Annotated in this window: 13 protein-coding genes; 2 read left to right on the top strand and 11 right to left on the bottom strand. The window is 65.8% G+C overall.

The genetic code is table 11. The annotated features are described in order from the left end of the window. On the bottom strand, nucleotides 1–131 hold a 131-nt coding region (locus ACNFH5_RS20765; RefSeq protein ID WP_139092903.1), incomplete at its 3' end, for a hypothetical protein. A 461-nt stretch (nucleotides 132–592) separates the two neighbouring features. Further along, the gene (locus ACNFH5_RS20760; RefSeq protein WP_416749131.1) at nucleotides 593–1,609 is read right to left on the bottom strand and encodes an ABC transporter substrate-binding protein; all 1,017 of its coding nucleotides are present in this window, start codon (nucleotides 1,607–1,609) and stop codon (nucleotides 593–595) included. Between the two features lie 234 nt (nucleotides 1,610–1,843). Between ACNFH5_RS20760 and hutH the strand changes: the two genes are divergently transcribed. Then, nucleotides 1,844–3,373 (top strand): histidine ammonia-lyase, encoded by a 1,530-nt coding sequence (gene hutH / locus ACNFH5_RS20755; protein WP_416749129.1) that lies wholly within the window; start codon nucleotides 1,844–1,846, stop codon nucleotides 3,371–3,373. Between the two features lie 200 nt (nucleotides 3,374–3,573). On the opposite strand, the gene ACNFH5_RS20750 is transcribed toward hutH, so the two are convergent. Then, complete coding sequence (locus ACNFH5_RS20750; protein WP_416749127.1) at nucleotides 3,574–4,173, bottom strand: HutD family protein; 600 nt, start codon at nucleotides 4,171–4,173, stop codon at nucleotides 3,574–3,576. Continuing rightward, a complete protein-coding gene (gene hutC / locus ACNFH5_RS20745) occupies nucleotides 4,170–4,880 on the bottom strand; it encodes a histidine utilization repressor (RefSeq protein ID WP_416749152.1) in 711 nt (236 codons plus the stop codon). Before hutC ends, ACNFH5_RS20750 begins: the two co-directional genes overlap by 4 nt. 260 nt (nucleotides 4,881–5,140) lie before the next feature. Here hutC and ACNFH5_RS20740 point away from each other — a divergent pair, with 260 nt between their 5' ends. Next, a complete protein-coding gene (locus ACNFH5_RS20740; protein ID WP_416749125.1) occupies nucleotides 5,141–6,505 on the top strand; it encodes a formimidoylglutamate deiminase in 1,365 nt (454 codons plus the stop codon). Nucleotides 6,506–6,647: 142 nt separating this feature from the next. On the opposite strand, the gene ACNFH5_RS20735 is transcribed toward ACNFH5_RS20740, so the two are convergent. The 7 genes from ACNFH5_RS20735 to ACNFH5_RS20705 all read right to left on the bottom strand — a co-directional run bounded on the left by ACNFH5_RS20735 (nucleotide 6,648) and on the right by ACNFH5_RS20705 (nucleotide 16,518). Continuing rightward, nucleotides 6,648–7,214 carry a lipocalin family protein gene (locus tag ACNFH5_RS20735; RefSeq protein ID WP_416749123.1) on the bottom strand — a complete coding sequence of 189 codons (567 nt, stop codon included), beginning with the start codon at nucleotides 7,212–7,214 and terminating at the stop codon, nucleotides 6,648–6,650. Between the two features lie 35 nt (nucleotides 7,215–7,249). Beyond that, nucleotides 7,250–7,504, bottom strand: a complete 255-nt coding sequence (gene bamE, locus ACNFH5_RS20730; protein WP_138523647.1) for an outer membrane protein assembly factor BamE domain-containing protein — start codon at nucleotides 7,502–7,504, stop codon at nucleotides 7,250–7,252. Between the two features lie 75 nt (nucleotides 7,505–7,579). Next, nucleotides 7,580–8,185, bottom strand: a complete 606-nt coding sequence (locus ACNFH5_RS20725; RefSeq protein ID WP_416749121.1) for a DUF924 family protein — start codon at nucleotides 8,183–8,185, stop codon at nucleotides 7,580–7,582. Then, on the bottom strand, nucleotides 8,185–9,198 hold the full coding sequence (locus ACNFH5_RS20720; RefSeq protein ID WP_138523651.1) for a class 1 fructose-bisphosphatase: 1,014 nt from the start codon (nucleotides 9,196–9,198) through the stop codon (nucleotides 8,185–8,187). Before ACNFH5_RS20720 ends, ACNFH5_RS20725 begins: the two co-directional genes overlap by 1 nt. A gap of 233 nt (nucleotides 9,199–9,431) precedes the next feature. Further along, nucleotides 9,432–11,339: an esterase EstP gene (estP, locus tag ACNFH5_RS20715; protein ID WP_416749119.1), complete on the bottom strand. Its 1,908-nt coding sequence runs from the start codon at nucleotides 11,337–11,339 to the stop codon at nucleotides 9,432–9,434. A 101-nt stretch (nucleotides 11,340–11,440) separates the two neighbouring features. Further along, a complete protein-coding gene (locus ACNFH5_RS20710; RefSeq protein ID WP_416749117.1) occupies nucleotides 11,441–12,805 on the bottom strand; it encodes a DUF3999 domain-containing protein in 1,365 nt (454 codons plus the stop codon). Beyond that, complete coding sequence (locus tag ACNFH5_RS20705; protein WP_416749116.1) at nucleotides 12,802–16,518, bottom strand: DUF2339 domain-containing protein; 3,717 nt, start codon at nucleotides 16,516–16,518, stop codon at nucleotides 12,802–12,804. Before ACNFH5_RS20705 ends, ACNFH5_RS20710 begins: the two co-directional genes overlap by 4 nt. Nucleotides 16,519–16,598 lie beyond the last annotated feature (80 nt).

Raw genomic sequence — 16,598 nt, 5'->3', positions numbered from 1 at the left:
TTCGGGTTCTCGGCGACTTCCGGGTCGAGGTTGTTCATCAGCATGCGCAGCGGCGCTTCGGTCAGCCAGCTCTTGGCGTTCAGTTGGGTGCCGCGCGGGGCACGGATTTCGACGTCGCGGAATTTGGTCACGGAAGGCTCCTTCGCTTGCTCGGATCGTTAAGCCGGTGAGGGCTTTGGCGGTTCGTTGGACGGTGCCGAGGGACTCGCCACCATCATGTCTATGCTTGTATGTACAAGTATAAGCAAAGGAAAGGCCAACCTTGCCTGACGGAGCCTTTCGCTCACCCAGGCCAATAATCAACTACTTGATTTGTAAGGATAAAAAACGAAATAGCGGAAAGCTCGGGCGACTGACAGAAACTGCCGTCTGACAGACAAGCGCACCAGAAGAAGGCTTGCGTGCACCGTTTCGTTGCGTTCGGTAACACCGCTCGCTACGAAGGGACACAGGTTGTATAGACAAGCTCTTCTTGCGCAGGAATGGGAAGTTCGCGGCGGCGATGATCGCGAGCAAGCTCGCTCCTACAGGTTCGGGGGTAGCGCTTTTATGTAGGAGCGAGCTTGCTCGCGAACCTCTGCAAACCCGGTGCCTACTTCAACGCTGCATCGATCCTCCCCGCCGCCTCCGCCGTCACCCACTTCGACCACAACTCCCGGTGCTCGCGGAAGAACGTCGCCCGCACGTCCGCCACATCACGGTGGTGCTCGGCCATGTCTGCCAGCAGCGCGTTGAACATCGGCAAGGGCAGCTCGACCTTTTCGAATACCTGCACCAGCGCCGGCGCCTTGTCGTGGAAGTCGCGGGACACGCCAATGCTGATCTTCGCCGGCAGCGAGCGCGAACCCTTGGGGTTAGGGTCGTTGGCATCGGTCAGGGTCTTCCATGCCGCCTCGTCGAACGGTGGTTCCTCCAACTGCACCAGCTTGAAGCGCCCCAGCAGCGGCGTCGGCGCCCAGTAATAGAAGAGCACTGGCCGGCCCTGGGCGATGGCCGAACTGATCGCTGCGTCCAGCGCGGGCCCGGCGCCGGTACGGAAGTTCACGTAACTGTCGTCCAGCCCGTAGGCCTTGAGCTTCTGCGTGTTGACGATTTCGCAGGTCCAACCGGTGGGGCAGTTATAGAAGCGGCCCTTGGCCGGCTCCTCGTCATCCTTGAATAGCGCCTTGTACCTGGGCAGATCGCTGACGGACTTCAGCCCCGGCGCCAAGGCCTTGATACCGCGCTTGGCATCGCCGTGCACCACGTAGTCGGGCACCCACCAGCCTTCGCTGGCGCCCTTCACCGTTTCGCCGACGGAGAACACCTGGCCGGCCTTCTCCGCCTCCTGCCACACGGTGCTGCGCCCGGCCCACTGCTCGCCGGTGACCTGGATGTCGTTCTGCTTGAGCGCGTTCTCCATGGTCACGGTGTTACCCGGCACGGCATCAGTCTCACAGCCGTAACCTTTCTCCAGGATGAAGCGCAGCACCTCGGTGGTGAACATGCCGCTTTCCCAGTTCAACCCGGCGAATACCACGGGTTTCGGATAGGGACAGCCGGCGGCGAAGGTCTGGGCACACAGCCCGAAGGTCAGCAGCAGGGCGAACAGGCAACGGATGGCAGGCATTGGGTAGCTCCAGGCGCGGCGATGTCCCTATGGGTTTAGCCGCCGATCCACGGTTTGCCCACGACCATCGGACTGGAAATGCCACCGGCGGTGACATTCACTCAACCCTGAACCGCTGCACAGCCAAGTGAATCACCGTGGAACCGGCCCTGGCGCGCCATGGCACAGCGATTGCTATACCTGTATATACAGGAACAATCCACGGTAACACTTCACCGAATCCAGGATGCTGAAATGTCCGAAACCCTGCTCTTGACGCCCGGCCAGTTCGACCTCGACCAACTGCGCGCCATCTACCAGCACCAACCCGACCTGCAGCTCGCCGAAGAGTGCCGCGACGCCATCCTGCGCAGCGCGCAGACGGTCAGCCAGATCATCGCCGACCAACGCACCGTCTACGGCATCAACACCGGCTTCGGCCTGCTGGCGCGCACCTCCATCGCCGAGGACCAGCTCGCCACCCTGCAGCGCAACCTGATCCTCTCCCACTGCACCGGCACCGGCCCGCTGCTGGACGACGCCAGCGTGGCACTGATCATGGCGCTGAAGATCGGCTCCCTGGCGCGCGGCTTCTCCGGCGTCGGCCTGCCGGTCATCGAAACGCTGCTCAAGCTGTACCAGGCGCGGGTCTACCCATGTATCCCGTCGCAAGGCTCGGTGGGGGCCTCGGGCGACCTCGCGCCGCTGGCGCACCTGTCCTCGACCCTGCTGGGCGTCGGCCAGGTGCGCCACGAAGGACGTATCCTCGAGGCCCGCGAAGGTCTCGCCATCGCTGGAGCCGAACCCCTGGTGCTGGGCCCCAAGGAAGGCCTCGCGTTGATCAACGGCACCCAGGTCTCCACCGCGCTGGCCCTGCGCGGGCTGTTCGCGGCGGAGCGGCTGTTCATCTCGGCGGTGGTCGCCGGCAGCCTGACCGTGGAAGCGCTGAAAGGCTCGTTCGTGCCCTTCGATGCACGCATCCAGGAAGTGCGTGGCCAGCCGGGGCAGATCGCGGTGGCCGCGCTGTACCGCGAGCTGCTCCACGACAGTCCTATCAACCAGTCGCACATCGACTGCAAGCGCGTGCAGGATCCCTATTCGCTACGCTGCCAGCCGCAGGTGATGGGTGCTTGCCTGGATCATTTGCGTTTCGCCGCAGGCGTTTTCCTGCGCGAGGCCAATGCGGTTTCCGACAACCCGCTGGTATTCAGCGCTGACGGCGATGTTCTGTCAGGCGGTAACTTCCATGCCGAGCCGGTGGCCATGGCGTCGGATGTACTTGCGCTGGCGATCTCGGAGATCGGCGCGCTGTCCGAGCGGCGCATCGCCCAGTTGGTGGACCCGGCCATGTCCGGCCTGCCGGCGTTCCTGGTCAAGGAAGGCGGGCTGAACTCCGGCTTCATGATCGCCCAGGTCACCTCGGCGGCGCTGGCCTCGGAGAACAAGACCTGGGCGCACCCGGCCTCGGTGGACAGCCTGCCGACTTCGGCGAACCAGGAAGACCACGTCTCCATGGCTACCTTCGCCGCCCGCCGCCTGCAGGACATGGCCGGCAACAGCGCCGGGGTGGTCGCCATCGAACTGCTGGCCGCCGCGCAGGGCGTGGACTTCCACGCACCACTGCAAAGCTCGCCGCAGCTGCAGGAAGTGCGCACGCTGATACGCAGCGAAGTGCCGCACTATGAGCAGGACCGCTACTTCGCCCCGGACATTGCCGCGGCGCGGGCATGGGTCGAAGAGGGGGTGATGAGTCGGTGGATCGGCTATTCGCGGTTGTATGAGTGACCCCTAGGCCCCAAGGATTGCCCTCACCCTAACCCTCTCCCAGAGGGCGAGGGGACTGATCGGTGCAGGATGAAACCTCAGTGTCAGCCGGCACATACGGCTCCCTCTCCCTCTGGGAGAGGGCTGGGGTGAGGGCATGCATCGGCACAGGCGTTGCCTTTGACACAACGCGAATACGACAAGGGCGCCCCTGAGGCGCCCTATTTCGTTTGACGCGGATCGAGTTCGATCACACAGATATCCGCCTTGCCCGCCACCTTCAATCGCCACTCCCGCAGCGAGCTTTCGCCCTCAGCGATCAAGGTGTCATGCAGGCCCAACACACCAGCGGCCGCGCCGTTCAGACGGGCGTGAATCCCCTCACCCGCACTGAACAGCAGCACTGTCGACGCGCTGCTGAAGAAATGCGTCTCGCAGTCCAACCGCAGCCACTGCAAGCGTGCCCGATAGCGAGTGGGCGAATAGATCAGGTTGAAGTCGCGGATCGCACCGCCCAACAACGTGCAGTCCACCGTACTGGCGCCATCGAAGGCGAAGGCATCGAGTGCGCGCAGGTCGCGGGAGTCGAAGCCATCTACCTTCAGCCGCATGCCTTCGCCTTCCAGCACGCTGATGACGCGCTGGTAGCCGGTGAACGCGGAGAATGGGCCCGGGGCACCAACGTCGGCAATGGAGACGCGCCAGCCGAAACCTTCCAGGCCGTCGCCGGCGTCACGGACGATCTCGCGGGTGGTGCCCGCGCCGTTCTTCCAGGGCATCGCCGGATAGTCGGCGGCGCGCAGAATTCGCACTTCACTCATGAACTGAAACGTCCTTCCAGGCGGTAGCGCGAGCCCGGATACAGCAGGCGCGCGCTGGTCACGGTATTGCGTCCCGACCAGGTGCGCCGACGGATCAGCAGGCACGGCTCGTGGCGGTCGACGGACAACAGTTTGCATTCCTCGGGGCTGGGCAGCACCGCCTCGACCACGTGCTCACCCTCGCTCAGCGGCGCGACCTGGGTGAGGTAGGCGAACGGCGTCTGCCCGGTGAAATCCTGCTTGAGGTAGTCCGGCGCCACGGCCGCGTTGACGTAGCGATCCTCGATCTGCACCGGGATATCGTTCTCGTAGTGCACGATCACCGAGTGGAAGATGCGCTGCCCTTCGCGCACGTCCAGCGCCAACGCACGCTCGGCGCTGGCCAGCTCTTCGACCAGGCTGACCACCACCAGGTGGTGCTTGTGGCCGCGTGCTGTGATTTCCTCGGCGATGTTCTGCACCTGGAACAGCGCGGACTGGCCCTTGGGCTCGGCAACGAAAGTACCCACGCCCTGCATGCGCACCAGCAGGCCGTCGGCGGTCAGCTCGCGCAGCGCCCGGTTGATGGTCATGCGGCTGACGCTCAGCTCATCGACCAATTCCGCTTCGGACGGCACACGATGGTGCGGCGGCCAGGTGCCGGACTGGATCTGCTGGATGATCAGCTGTTTGACCCGGGCATACAGCGGCGCGGGAATTTCCCCCATCTGCGCGGCGAGCGACGAACCCTCGGCGGGCGGGGTAGGCGTGGGCGATGCGGGCACGGGAAACTCCTTGTCGTGGCGACGGTATTCTTTCTTTGGAGGGCGACTGCGGTCTGACTCCGGCATGTACCGGATTCGACCGGTGCATACAAGCCCTCTGACGACCGCCGGGTTGTCTTGCAGTTTACGGTCCCGGCAAACGTCTGTATATGTATATACAAATTCCCCGCTTATTATCACAAGAAACCCGCGAGGCCCCGCGCATGTCCGTCCTGTTCGCCGAATCCGCCCTGCTGCCCTCCGGCTGGGCGCGCAATGTCCGCTTCGAGATCGATGCCGACGGCCTGTTCACCGCGATCATCCCGGATGCCGTCGCAGAGGGCGCCGAGCGCCTCGCCGGGCCGGTCCTGGCGGGCATGCCGAACCTCCACTCCCACGCCTTCCAGCGCGCCATGGCGGGCCTGGCGGAAGTCGCCGGCAACCCCAACGACAGCTTCTGGACCTGGCGCGACCTGATGTATCGCCTGGTCGGCCGCCTGTCGCCCGAGCAGGTCGGGGTGATCGCCCGCCAGCTGTACATCGAGATGCTCAAGGCCGGTTACACCGGCGTTGCCGAATTCCACTACGTGCACCACGACGTCGATGGCAAGCCCTACGCCAACCCGGCGGAACTGGCCCTGCGCGTCAGCCAGGCCGCGACTGAAGCCGGTATCGGCCTGACTCTGCTGCCGGTGCTCTATTCCCATGCCGGTTTCGGCGGCCAGGCCCCCAACGAAGGCCAGCGCCGATTCATCAACAGCACCGAGAATTACCTGAAGCTGATCGACAGGCTACGCGCACACCTGGCCACACAACCGCAGCAGAGTCTCGGCCTGTGCTTCCACTCCCTGCGCGCGGTAACGCCGCAGCAGATCGCCGAGGTGCTGGGCGCCGATTCCAGCGGTTGCCCGGTGCACATCCACATCGCCGAGCAGCAGAAGGAAGTCGACGACTGCCTGGCCTGGAGCGGCCGCCGGCCCTTGCAGTGGTTGTACGAGAACGTGGCGGTGGATGAGCGTTGGTGCCTGGTCCACGCCACCCATGCCGAAGCCGACGAAGTCACCGCCATGGCCCGCAGCGGAGCGGTGGCCGGCCTTTGCCTGACCACCGAGGCGAACCTGGGCGACGGCATCTTCCCGGCGGTGGATTACCTCGCCCAGCACGGTCGCTTCGGTATCGGTTCGGACAGCCACGTGTCACTGAGCGTGGTGGAGGAACTGCGCTGGCTGGAATACGGCCAGCGCCTGCGCGACCAGCGTCGCAATCGCCTGTACGGGCAGGATCAACCCATGGTCGGGCGCACCCTGTTCGACGCCGCCCTCGCCGGCGGCGCCCAGGCCCTCGGCCAGCCCACCGGAGAGCTGGCGGTGGGCAAGCGCGCCGACCTGCTGGTGCTCGACGGCGGCGACCCTTACCTGCAGACCGCCCGTGGTGACGCCATTCTCAACCGCTGGCTGTTCGCCGGCGGGGATCGCCAGGTGCGCGATGTGATGGTCGCCGGACAATGGCGGGTGCGCGAAGGCCGGCATGCTCTTGAGGAGCAAAGCACCCAGGCGTTCGCTGGCGTGCTGCGCGAGCTACTGGACTGACAGGCCCCTGTAGGAGCGAGCTTGCTCGCGAACAATCTCCGCAGCGGGGCTGGTTCGCGAGCAAGCTCGCTCCTACAAACAGCCCGCACAGGCAGTACCAGCGAAATAGCCGCCACGAAAAAACGCCCCTTGGGGCGTTTTTTCATTGGGCCGCTGAAGTGGAATCGGCTGCCCGCCAGATCAGGTCATCAGTCTGATAACCCCGCGCGTGCGCCAGCTCCAGCATCTTGTCCCGCGTCGCATCCGGCACCACCGGCTTGCGCGAGAGCAGCCAGAGATACTCGCGGTTGGGGTTGCCCACCAGCGCCGTCTGGTAATCGTCGTCGACGTAGAGCACCCAGTAATCGCCCTTGGCGATACCGGGGAAAATCTTCGAGAAGGTGTTATCGAAACGCACCCAGAGCTTGTCGGTACGGCCCGCCACCTGTGCTTCGGCGCGACCGGTGGCCTGGTCCCATTCGCCGTCGGTGGTCAGACAGCGATTGGTCACCGCGATGCTGGAGTCAGTCTGCAGTTGGTAATGAGCTTCGGATTGCGCGCAGTGACGCTGGAAGAACATCGGCTTGCGCGCCAGCTCGTACCAGGTGCCTTCATAGCGCTTGAGGTCGACCTGAACGGTCTCCGGCGGCTGCTGGGCAGAGCCCGCGCAGCCACTCAGAACGGCGAGGCAGGCCAGCCAGGTCATGGATCGATTGATGTATCGACGCATTCGCTCCTCCTTGGCCGCCGGCCCTGCCAGGGCAGTTACTTCAGGCCCTGGGCGGAGAACAGCAGCACTTTGTCGCCGGCATACTGGATGCTGATGAAGGCCTTGTCGTCACCCCAGGTGCAGCTGGAAACGCCCAGTGCGCCGGAGCATTCGGCAGGCTTGCCGAGCAGGTCCTCGACTTCGGCCTTGGTCATGCCGGTTTTGATCTTGGAATAGTTCTCCTGGTTCACTTTGCTGCAAGCGGCCAGGACGACACAGAACGCGACGAGCGCGAGGCGGCGGAAGGACATCGACAACTCCATTGTATTGGGGGGGCAGGCCAACAAGCTTGGCACAGGGCGACCGGTTCGGCCGCCGGGTTGGAGTCAGAAACGTGAGCCAGGTTCCGTGAGGAACTGTACTTCTTCGACCGTGGATTCGCGGCCGAGAATGGCGTTGCGGTGGGGGAAGCGGCCAAAGCGCTCGATCACCACCTGGTGCTTGCGCGCATAGGCGAGGTAACCAGCGAACAGCACCTTCTCGCTCTCGCTGGATTCGCCCTGCAATTCCTCATACAGGCGCACCGCTTCATTCTGGCTGGCCAGGTTCTCGGCGTGCTCCAGCACGATGTAGACGAACACTCGTTCGATGCGCGGCAACTGGCGATCGAAACCGGCCTCCAGCCCCTGGCGCACCAGTTGCTGGGCGCGGGCATCGCCGGCGTAGGCGCGCGGCGAATCACGGAAGATCATGCGCGGCAGCTGGTCCAGCAGCAGGATCAGCGCCAGCCAACTCTGCGGCTCGCGCTCCCACTCCTGCAGACCACCGTCCAGGGCCTGGCGCACCAGGCCGCCGAAACGGTTTTCCGAGTCCATGTCCTGGCAGGCGCTCTTGCCGAACCAAAGCGCATTGCGCTGATCAGCGACGTCGTTGGCATCCAGCGCGTTGCCGAACCACCAGTCGAGCAGGCTCTGCCAGGGCGTGGTGGTCATCAGCCTTCCTGGTGGTAGGCGGTGGCGCGCTCGACTTCTTCCTTCGAGCCCAGGAATACCGCAACACGCTGGTGCAGGCTGTCGGGCTGGATGTCGAGGATGCGCTGGCGGCCGTTGGTGGCAGCGCCGCCGGCCTGTTCGATAATGAAGGACATCGGGTTGGCTTCGTACATCAGGCGCAGCTTGCCGGGCTTCTCGGGCTCGCGGGAATCACGCGGGTACATGAACACGCCACCGCGGGTCAGGATGCGGTGCACGTCGGCCACCATGGAGGCGATCCAGCGCATGTTGTAGTTCTTGCCCAGCGGGCCTTCCTTGCCGGCCAGCAGCTCGTCGACATAGCGCTTCACCGGAGCTTCCCAGTGGCGCTGGTTGGACATGTTGATGGCGAATTCGGCAGTGCTGGTCGGCACGGTGATGTTGTCGTGGGTCATCACGAAGCTGCCCAGCTCGCGGTCCAGGGTGAAGCCTTTCACGCCATTGCCCAGGGTCAGGATCAGCATGGTCTGCGGGCCATAGATGGCGTAGCCGGCGGCGACCTGGGTGGTGCCCTTCTGCAGGAAGGCCTCTTCACGCAGGCTGTCGTTCTGGCTCAGGTATTCCTGCGGGCAACGCAGCACGGAGAAGATGGTGCCGACCGAGACGTTGACGTCGATGTTGGAGGAGCCGTCCAGCGGGTCGAAGACCAGCAGGTAAGCACCTTTCGGGTACTTGCCCGGAATCTGGTAGGGGTGGTCCATTTCCTCGGAGGCCATGCCGGCCAGGTTGCCAGCCCACTCGTTGGCTTCCAGGAGGATTTCGTTGGACAGCACGTCCAGCTTCTTCTGCACCTCGCCCTGCACGTTCTCGGTTTCCATGCTGCCGAGCACGCCACCCAGCGCACCCTTGGACACGGCGTGGCTGATTTCCTTGCACGCGCGGGCCACCACTTCCACGAGGTGACGCAGGTCGGCCGGGGTGTTGTGACTGCGGGTCTGCTCGATCAGGTAGCGGCTCAGGGTAACGCGGGACATGGAAGGCTCCGGGGGAGAAGATAGAAAAAATCAGGGCGCATTCTAGCGTGGAAACGAGGGCGATGCCTCCTTGTGCGCAGGCCTCACCGAATGCTTGGAGCCCGCCGCGCACGGGCAGTTCCCCAGAGACGACCGGCCCCGCGACCTTCGGCCGCGCGGCGAGCAGTCCACTGGAAAGAAAGCGGGGTGACGGCCGCCACCGCCCGTCACCCCGCGACGCTCGCCTCAGACGATCAGAAGTCCAGGCTCAGGGCCAGGTTCACGCCCTGCGCCAGATCATCGCTGCTGCGGTGCGCGCTGTAGCCGCCGCGCAGCGAAAGCTCCGGAGTCAGCTTCTGGGCGAAGCCGATGGTGGCGCGCTGCAGGTGGCTCTGCGGGGTGTAGCCCTGCAGGCTGAAGCCGACGTCCGGCAGGCTGGTGAAGTTCATGCCGACGTTCTGGGTGTCGTCGGCGTATTCACGCTCCACGGCGACCTCACCGAACAGCTGGGTTTCCTGGGACAGGTCCAGCTTGCCCTGCAGGCCGACGCCGAGGCGGCGGGAGTAGCGATTCTGCTCTTCAAAGGCCAACGCGGTGGAGCGGCCGCTGTCCTCTTCGTAGCTATCGACCTTCACCCGCGCCCAGTCCGCGCTGACGAAGGGCGACAGGTGCCAGTTCTCGCCGCCCTGGGCAATGTCGTAGCCCAGTCGACCGCTGAAGGCCAGCAGGCTGCCGTCGGTGTCGGCCTTCTCCTCGACCTCGTGGTTGACGATGCTGAACTTGCGGTTGGCCTCGTCGTAGTCGAGCTTGCCGCCGGTCACCGAAGCATCGGCCCACCAGCGGTTCTGCTGGAACTGCACGAACAGGCTGCCCAGGTAGCTGTTGAGCTTGTAGTCGGAGTCGTCCGAGCCCAGCTCCAGCTTCTGCCGGTAGAAGCCCAGCGAGCCGCCGACGCGCCAGGCGTCATCGAGGCGGTAGCTGGTGCCCAGGGTCAGGTTGGCGCCATAGCCGGAGCCGTCGGCCGCGCTGTCCTGGTCGTCGTAGTCCAGGTGCTGTGCGCCACCGGTGACAAAGCCGCGCCACTGGTTCACCCCCTGCCAGTTTTCCCAGTCCGCCAGCCACTGGCTGCGCAGCTGGTCCTGGTAGGCGTTGTACGTGCCCAGGGCCATCTCCGGCAGCATGGTCGCTTCCCACGGGGCGGAGAGCACCGAGTAGGCGTAGTCGGCGATCAGGCTCTGGCCGGCAATGGTCGGGTGCACGCCATCGTTGAAGATCAGCTTGGTCGGATCGGGATTGGTGCCGTGACGACCGTACACGGCGTTTTCGGGGCAACTGTTGCCGCTGAAGCAGGTGCCGATCAGGTTCTGGCCGGTGGCCAGGCCATAGGCGCCCGGGTTGGCCAGCACTTCCTTGAACATCGCCGGGATGTTCAGCGGGATGACGTTGGCATCGGAGGCGGCCAGCTGGGTGACCAGTTCCTCGTTGAAGATGCCCGACAGCTGGGTGCCGAAGGACTCCAGCGCGGTGCCGTTGGTGGCCGGGGTCTGGCCGAGGTCGGGCAGCAGCCAGACCATGATGTAGCGCGCGCCGGCGTTGTGCAGCGCATCCACGCTGTCCACCAGACGGCCGGCCGCCGCGCGGGCGGTGGGGTCGTTGGTGATGCGCAGCTGGAGGAAGTCGTTGCCGCCGCCGGTAAGGTAATAGAGCGCGTTCGGGTCGGCGCGGTTGTTCACCAGGTAGCCGTCGCGGGTACGGCTGCTGGAGCCGGAGGTGACCACCGAGCCGCCTGCAGCCGTGATGGAGTCGTAGATCTGGTCGGTGCGGTAGCCGCCGACAGCCCAGTTGTTACCGTCCACGGTGCCGGGGACCAACGAGGTCGAGGGGTTCAGGTCGGTGCCACTGATGCCCAGCTTGCCGCCCAGGATCATCGGCGCGGTGGGGCCGAACATCTCGCCGCTGCCGTCCAGGTAGGTCGGGCCGACGCGGTTGGTGAAGCGGGTGCTGGCACCGGCGGGGCCGCCGGCATCGGCGAACTGTCCGGAATCGCTCAGGCTGTCGCCGAAGACGACCATGGTGGAATACGGCGAAGGGGCTGCGGAGGCCTGTGTGGCAATGGCCATCGCGCACGCAGCCGCCAGCGGGGTGAGCGCCTTTCTGATCATTCTGCTACTCCATGCTTTGTTGTTATTCGGTAATCAGAACAACCAAGACAGTATCAGAATTTCTACAGGCGACACCCCTATCTTGCGGCGATCCGCGCCGATCAGCTCGCCTGACGATTACTCCGCAACAAGCTCAGCGCCATCAGCGCGAGCAGACCGACGCCCGCCACCAGCAGTGCCCACAGACCGTAGCGTTTCCAGTCTGTATCGGCCGTGGCCGCATTCGCCGGCGGTTGTGTCAGCGGCGCCTGCAAGGTGCCCTTGAGCCGCGCCTCGCCCATGCTCGCCAGCCGCTTGGGCTCGTAGCCCGGCACCAGGGTGCTCAGCGGCAGGCTGCCATCGCTGATCGAACCACTGCCCACTGCCAATTCGTAAGGTGCGCCGCCGCGCGCGAGGAACACCAGCTCGCTGGCACGCACACCCACGCTCAGGTGCGCGGTCGAGCCGCCCAGGCCACCGCCGCGCGAATCTACCTGCAGGCGCAATTGACCCAGCGTGGTGCCAGGCAGCTCCAGCTCTTCCTGGGTAATCTCACCGCCCTGCCCCGGCAGGCGATACAGCACGCCACGCGCCAGCGGCGTCCACTGCACGTTGCCGTCGTGACGACCGGAGATCACTACCGGCGCCAGTGTGTTGTCCTGTTGCAGCGGAATCCGCACGCGCTCCACCGGCAGCGACAACGGCAGGCTCCAGCTGAAATCACCATTGCTGTCGGCCTTGGCCGCCAGCGGCTCGGACCAGAGCATCGGCACCGGACCGGTACTGCTGCGGCTGCCGCTGAGCGTGGCGCCCACCAGTTGCGCCGCCTGCTCAGGCGACTCCCACCACAGGCGCAGATAGCGCGCTGTCGTGCCAGGCAGCGCGATATCGTTCTGCTCGATGCGCTGGCCGTTGAAGTCCAGCCGCGCCAGTTGCCCTTCGCCCAAGGAACGCCAATGCTCCAGGTCATCACTGGCCTCGATGCGCAGCCGTTGGAAGCCGTCGCTGTCGGCGGTCCAGTCAAGCCGCAGGCGATCCAGCGGCAGGTCGCCGGAACCGGTCTCCAGCAGCCAGCCGCGCAGAACCTGAGTCTTGTCCTGCGCCGGATTATTCGGAGTGATTTCCAGGATGGTGCCGGTGGTGCTGCGGACGATCTTCAGGTTGTCCCCGGCGGCACTGCCAGAGGCACCGCGCAACGGGAAGACGCGCGCCTGCACGTCGCTGCGCACCTCCTTCTCGCTCGCCGCGCTGCTGCGCAGGCTGTAGGGCAGTACCTGACCCTCGGCATTGAAGACGCGCACATCGCGCAGGTCGCCATGGCGTGCGGCGAACAACACTTCGATGGGCAGTTGCACACGGTACCAGGGGCCGTTGCCGGAAACCTCCAGTGGCACGCGATGGGCAAAGTCCGCCGGAGTGGGTGCGGCACTGGCCTGGTTGCCCAGCAGGCACGCACCGGCGAGCAGGACGAGGGTATTGAGCTTCATGCGGAGGGTTGCTCCTGTTGCGATGGCTCTTCGGGCGCCGACCGGCGCGGCGGCAGCGGCGCGAAGTAGCCGACGATCAGCATCAGCACGCCGACGCCGATGAAGGAAATGATGCGTTCCAGGCTGCCGCCACTGGCGCGGTCGACCAGGAACAGCTTGATCACCACCACGACCAGCAACACCGCGCCGACCAGCCAGAAATCGCGACGACCGCGCAGGTGCCCGGCGATCATCAGGCCCAGGGCAATCAGCGCCCAGACGATGGACAGCCCGGCCTGCACCAGCATGGACTGGCTCAGTGCGTCGAACTCGAACGGCACACCGCCCCAGTGGTGCGCGGTGCGGCATACCGCCATGGTCAGCAGGGCGAACAGCGAGGCGCCCAACAGCGCCTGCACCGGCAGGCGCAGGGTGGATTCGGCCACGCCCAGTTGCGGCAGGCCAAGGCGCGTCCACTGGAAGATCGCCGCCAGCACGATGAGCATGCCCAGTTCCAGCGGGTTCACCAGCGGCAGATACGGCAACGGGTCGGCCGCACCGTTGCTGAACAGGTTGACCAGCCAGAACCAACCCAGCAGCGCCACAGCCACGGGAGCGGCGGCGATAGCACGGTACTCGCGTTCAAAAGCCGCCACCGGCCACGGTAGCCGCGCGACGCCGCCCATGAGGATCAGGAACAGACTCGGCACCAGCGCCCAGCCCAACCAGCGCCAGGCGTTGTAATGCTCGGCCAGGGCGAAGAACAGGTAGCGCAGCTCCAGCGCCAGCACGCCGAGTATCAGCCAACAGCCCAGCACATGGGCCGCCCGCGCAGCAAGGCGCGGCAGCAGCGCATCGAGGCGGCGCAGCACGAGGAAGTGCACGGCGAACACGGCCAGCCAGCCGAGCCAGCCCAACTCCGCCAGTGGGTGGTATTGCAGGTTCCAGGCACTGGCCAGGGCCACCAGCGACATCGGCACCAGCGCCAGGCAAAGCAGCGCCAGCGCGCGCCATTGCTCGCGGCGTGCCAGCAGCGACCAGAGGCCGACGCTGATCGCCGCCACCAGCAGCGCCACATGTTCGCGCATCTCGCCGGGAACGAAGCGGGCAATCTCCCAGACCGCGGTCAACGCCCACCAGCCGGCGCCCCAGACCAGCAGCAGTTGCGACAGCTGCTCCAGGCCCAGGCCAGCCAATGCCAGATTGCGTTCACGCTCGCTGGCCCGGTGCAGGCGCCAGGCGCCGACCAGCGCCGCCAGTGCCAGCACGGCGGGTGTCCAGAAGCCCATGTGCGCCAGTGGCTTCAGGCCCTCGCTGGGCAGATCACCGAACAGCGCCGCGCCACCGAAGAGGAAAGCGCCCGCACCGACCACCTGCAGCACCAGGCCGAAGACGAACGCCGCGCGCTGCTGCAATTGCAGGCTCAGCCAGAGGATCAGCAGGCCGCTGCCCGCCCACACCGCCGCCGCCGTTTGCCACGGCAGCACGAAGAGCACGGCGAGGTTGACGAAGGCCAGGCCCAGCAGCAGGACCACGCTCAGGCCGAGCATCAGTCGGCGGTCATCACGGACCATCGAATCGCGAGCGGCGATCAGCATGCCAGCGATCAGCGCGAGGCCAATCAGGGAGGCTGTGACCAGCCCGCGCCAGCCTGAACCGAGCACACCGCTACCGGAGTCCGCGCCGTGCAGACGCAGCAGGAAGATTGCGCCTCCCAGCAATTGCACGGCAAAGGCGCAAGCAAGGAAGGTCCGTGAACGCAGGCGCAGACCGACGAAGAGCGTGGCGAGCCCCGCCAGGGCCCAGGCGATGGCGGTACCCTCCGTGCCCAGACACAACGGCGCAATCAGGTAGAGGAAGGCCAAGCCCAGCGCCGCCAGCAGTGGGCGAACCGTCGGTTCCCAGCTGCGCAGCACCAGCGGATCAACATTGCGCAGATTCCAGAAGCTGAACAGCAGTGCGGCACCGAGCATCAGGGCGCCGAGCGGCGCGCCATCCAGCAAGGGGGACGTGATCCACGGCGTCCAGCCCAGGCTGGTGACAAAGGCCCAAGCCGCTCCGCCTTGCAGCAGCAGCGCAAAAATTCGCGCCAGGGGCCGCTGTTGGCGCAAGCCGAGCCAGAAGATACCGGCGCCTTCCACGGCCCAGGCGGCGGAGGTCCAGCGTGCGTCCAGGCCCAGCGGGATCGCCAGCGTGCCGAACACCACCCCCAGCGCCAGGCAGGTTTCCACCAGCAGCAGCGCACGGCCGGCGGTGCGCCCGGCCAGCAGGCGGGCGAGCACCATGTAGAACAGGCCCAGCGCCAGGGCGCTGAATGCCGCGCCGAATTCCAGGTGCTGGATGATTCCGAACTGCAGGCCGAAGCCCACCAGCGGCGTGCCGAACAGCACCGTGCCGTCGACGTAGTCGGTCTGCCGTGCCGACCAGCGCAGCATGGCTTCGCGGGAATCATCCTCCGGCGCCCCGGCTGCCTCGCGCAGACGACGGCGGGCGAACAGCAGGCCGATGGCGACGTAGGTGAGGAAGAACAGGAGCTGGAACGGTTCGGTACTGGCGAACAGCTCAGGCTTGTACGAGCGCAACCCCCACGCCAGGCCGATGCCAAAGGTGCCAAAGAAGCCAATCAGATTGAGCAGTCGCCAGGCCTTGAACCAGGCGATGGCGAAAATGCCGGCGTTGAGCAGGGCGAAGTAGCTGAACAGCGCGACATGGCTTCCGCCACCGGTGGACGCCAGGATCGGCGCGGCAAAACCGCCCAGCGCCGCCGCAGCGGCGAGACCCAGGGCGTCCTGCAGGATGGCGAGGATCGCGGAAAACAGGGTGACCGCCACCAGCAGCACGAAGCCGGCCTTCGGGTCGATCAGCACTTCGCCGTGGTTCATCGCCGGGTACAGCTTGATGCTGGCGAACACGGTCAGGTAGAGCACGGCGATGCCGGTACCCTGGAGAATCAATGCATAAGCCGGGCGCCGGTGACGCAGCCACCAACCAAGGCCCAGCAATGCCAGCGCAGCAGCGGCGGTGCCGATATAGGGCCCCTGCGGCGGCATGGTCATGCCTTCGGTGGCGTAGCGCAGCAGGAAAGCCAGGCCGAGGAACAGCAGCACCACGCCGACGCGCAGCACGGTATTGCCGCCCAGCAGCCAGTCGCGGGCGGCGCCGAAGGCACGGTCGAACAGTGACGGAACGGGTGGAGACGGCGGAACCGGAGGCGCAGCAGGGACCTGCGGCGGTTGGACTTCGGGCTTTTCGACGCGGGCCTGGGCAGCGGGGCTCTGCATCGGCTCGAGCACCAGGTCGGACCACTCGATGGGCGCCTCGACACGCGCAGCCGCCGCAGGGGCCGGCGCCAGCTCGTCAGCGGGCAGTTCGATGTTCCAGTCCAGTTCGGTAGCTGCGGTTTCGCTGGCGGGAGCTTCGACCTCGGGCTCGGCTTCAACCGGCGCGACCGGGGTTTCCGGCGCAACGGACTCGACGCTGGGCGGCAGTGGCTGCGCGGCGGCGCCACGCTCCACCTGCAGCAACCGTTCGTAGAGGGCCTTGGTGCCCTGGTCGAAGCGCTCGCCAAAGGCCTTCAGCTCAGCTCGAAGGCTGGCGTTCTCCCGCTGCAGGCTCTGCAGCGCGAGTGTCTGCCCCAGAGCAAGGCCCACTACCGCGCCCAACACCGCCCCGGTGATCGACTCGCCCGCAGCGGCGCCGATGACCAGGCCGACCAGCATGAAAATCCATTGCATGCTTTCGAATCCTTGAGGTTCTTTGCGAATCCATCCCGAACCGGACGCGAGCGCCCGGAAAGCTGAGTATATCGGCCCGG

This window comes from Pseudomonas sp. NY15435 (genome assembly GCF_048068295.1).
Classification (GTDB): Bacteria; Pseudomonadota; Gammaproteobacteria; order Pseudomonadales; family Pseudomonadaceae; genus Pseudomonas.
The sequence above is the reverse complement of the archived record's forward strand: the minus strand, read 5'-3'. Positions and strand labels throughout refer to the sequence as shown.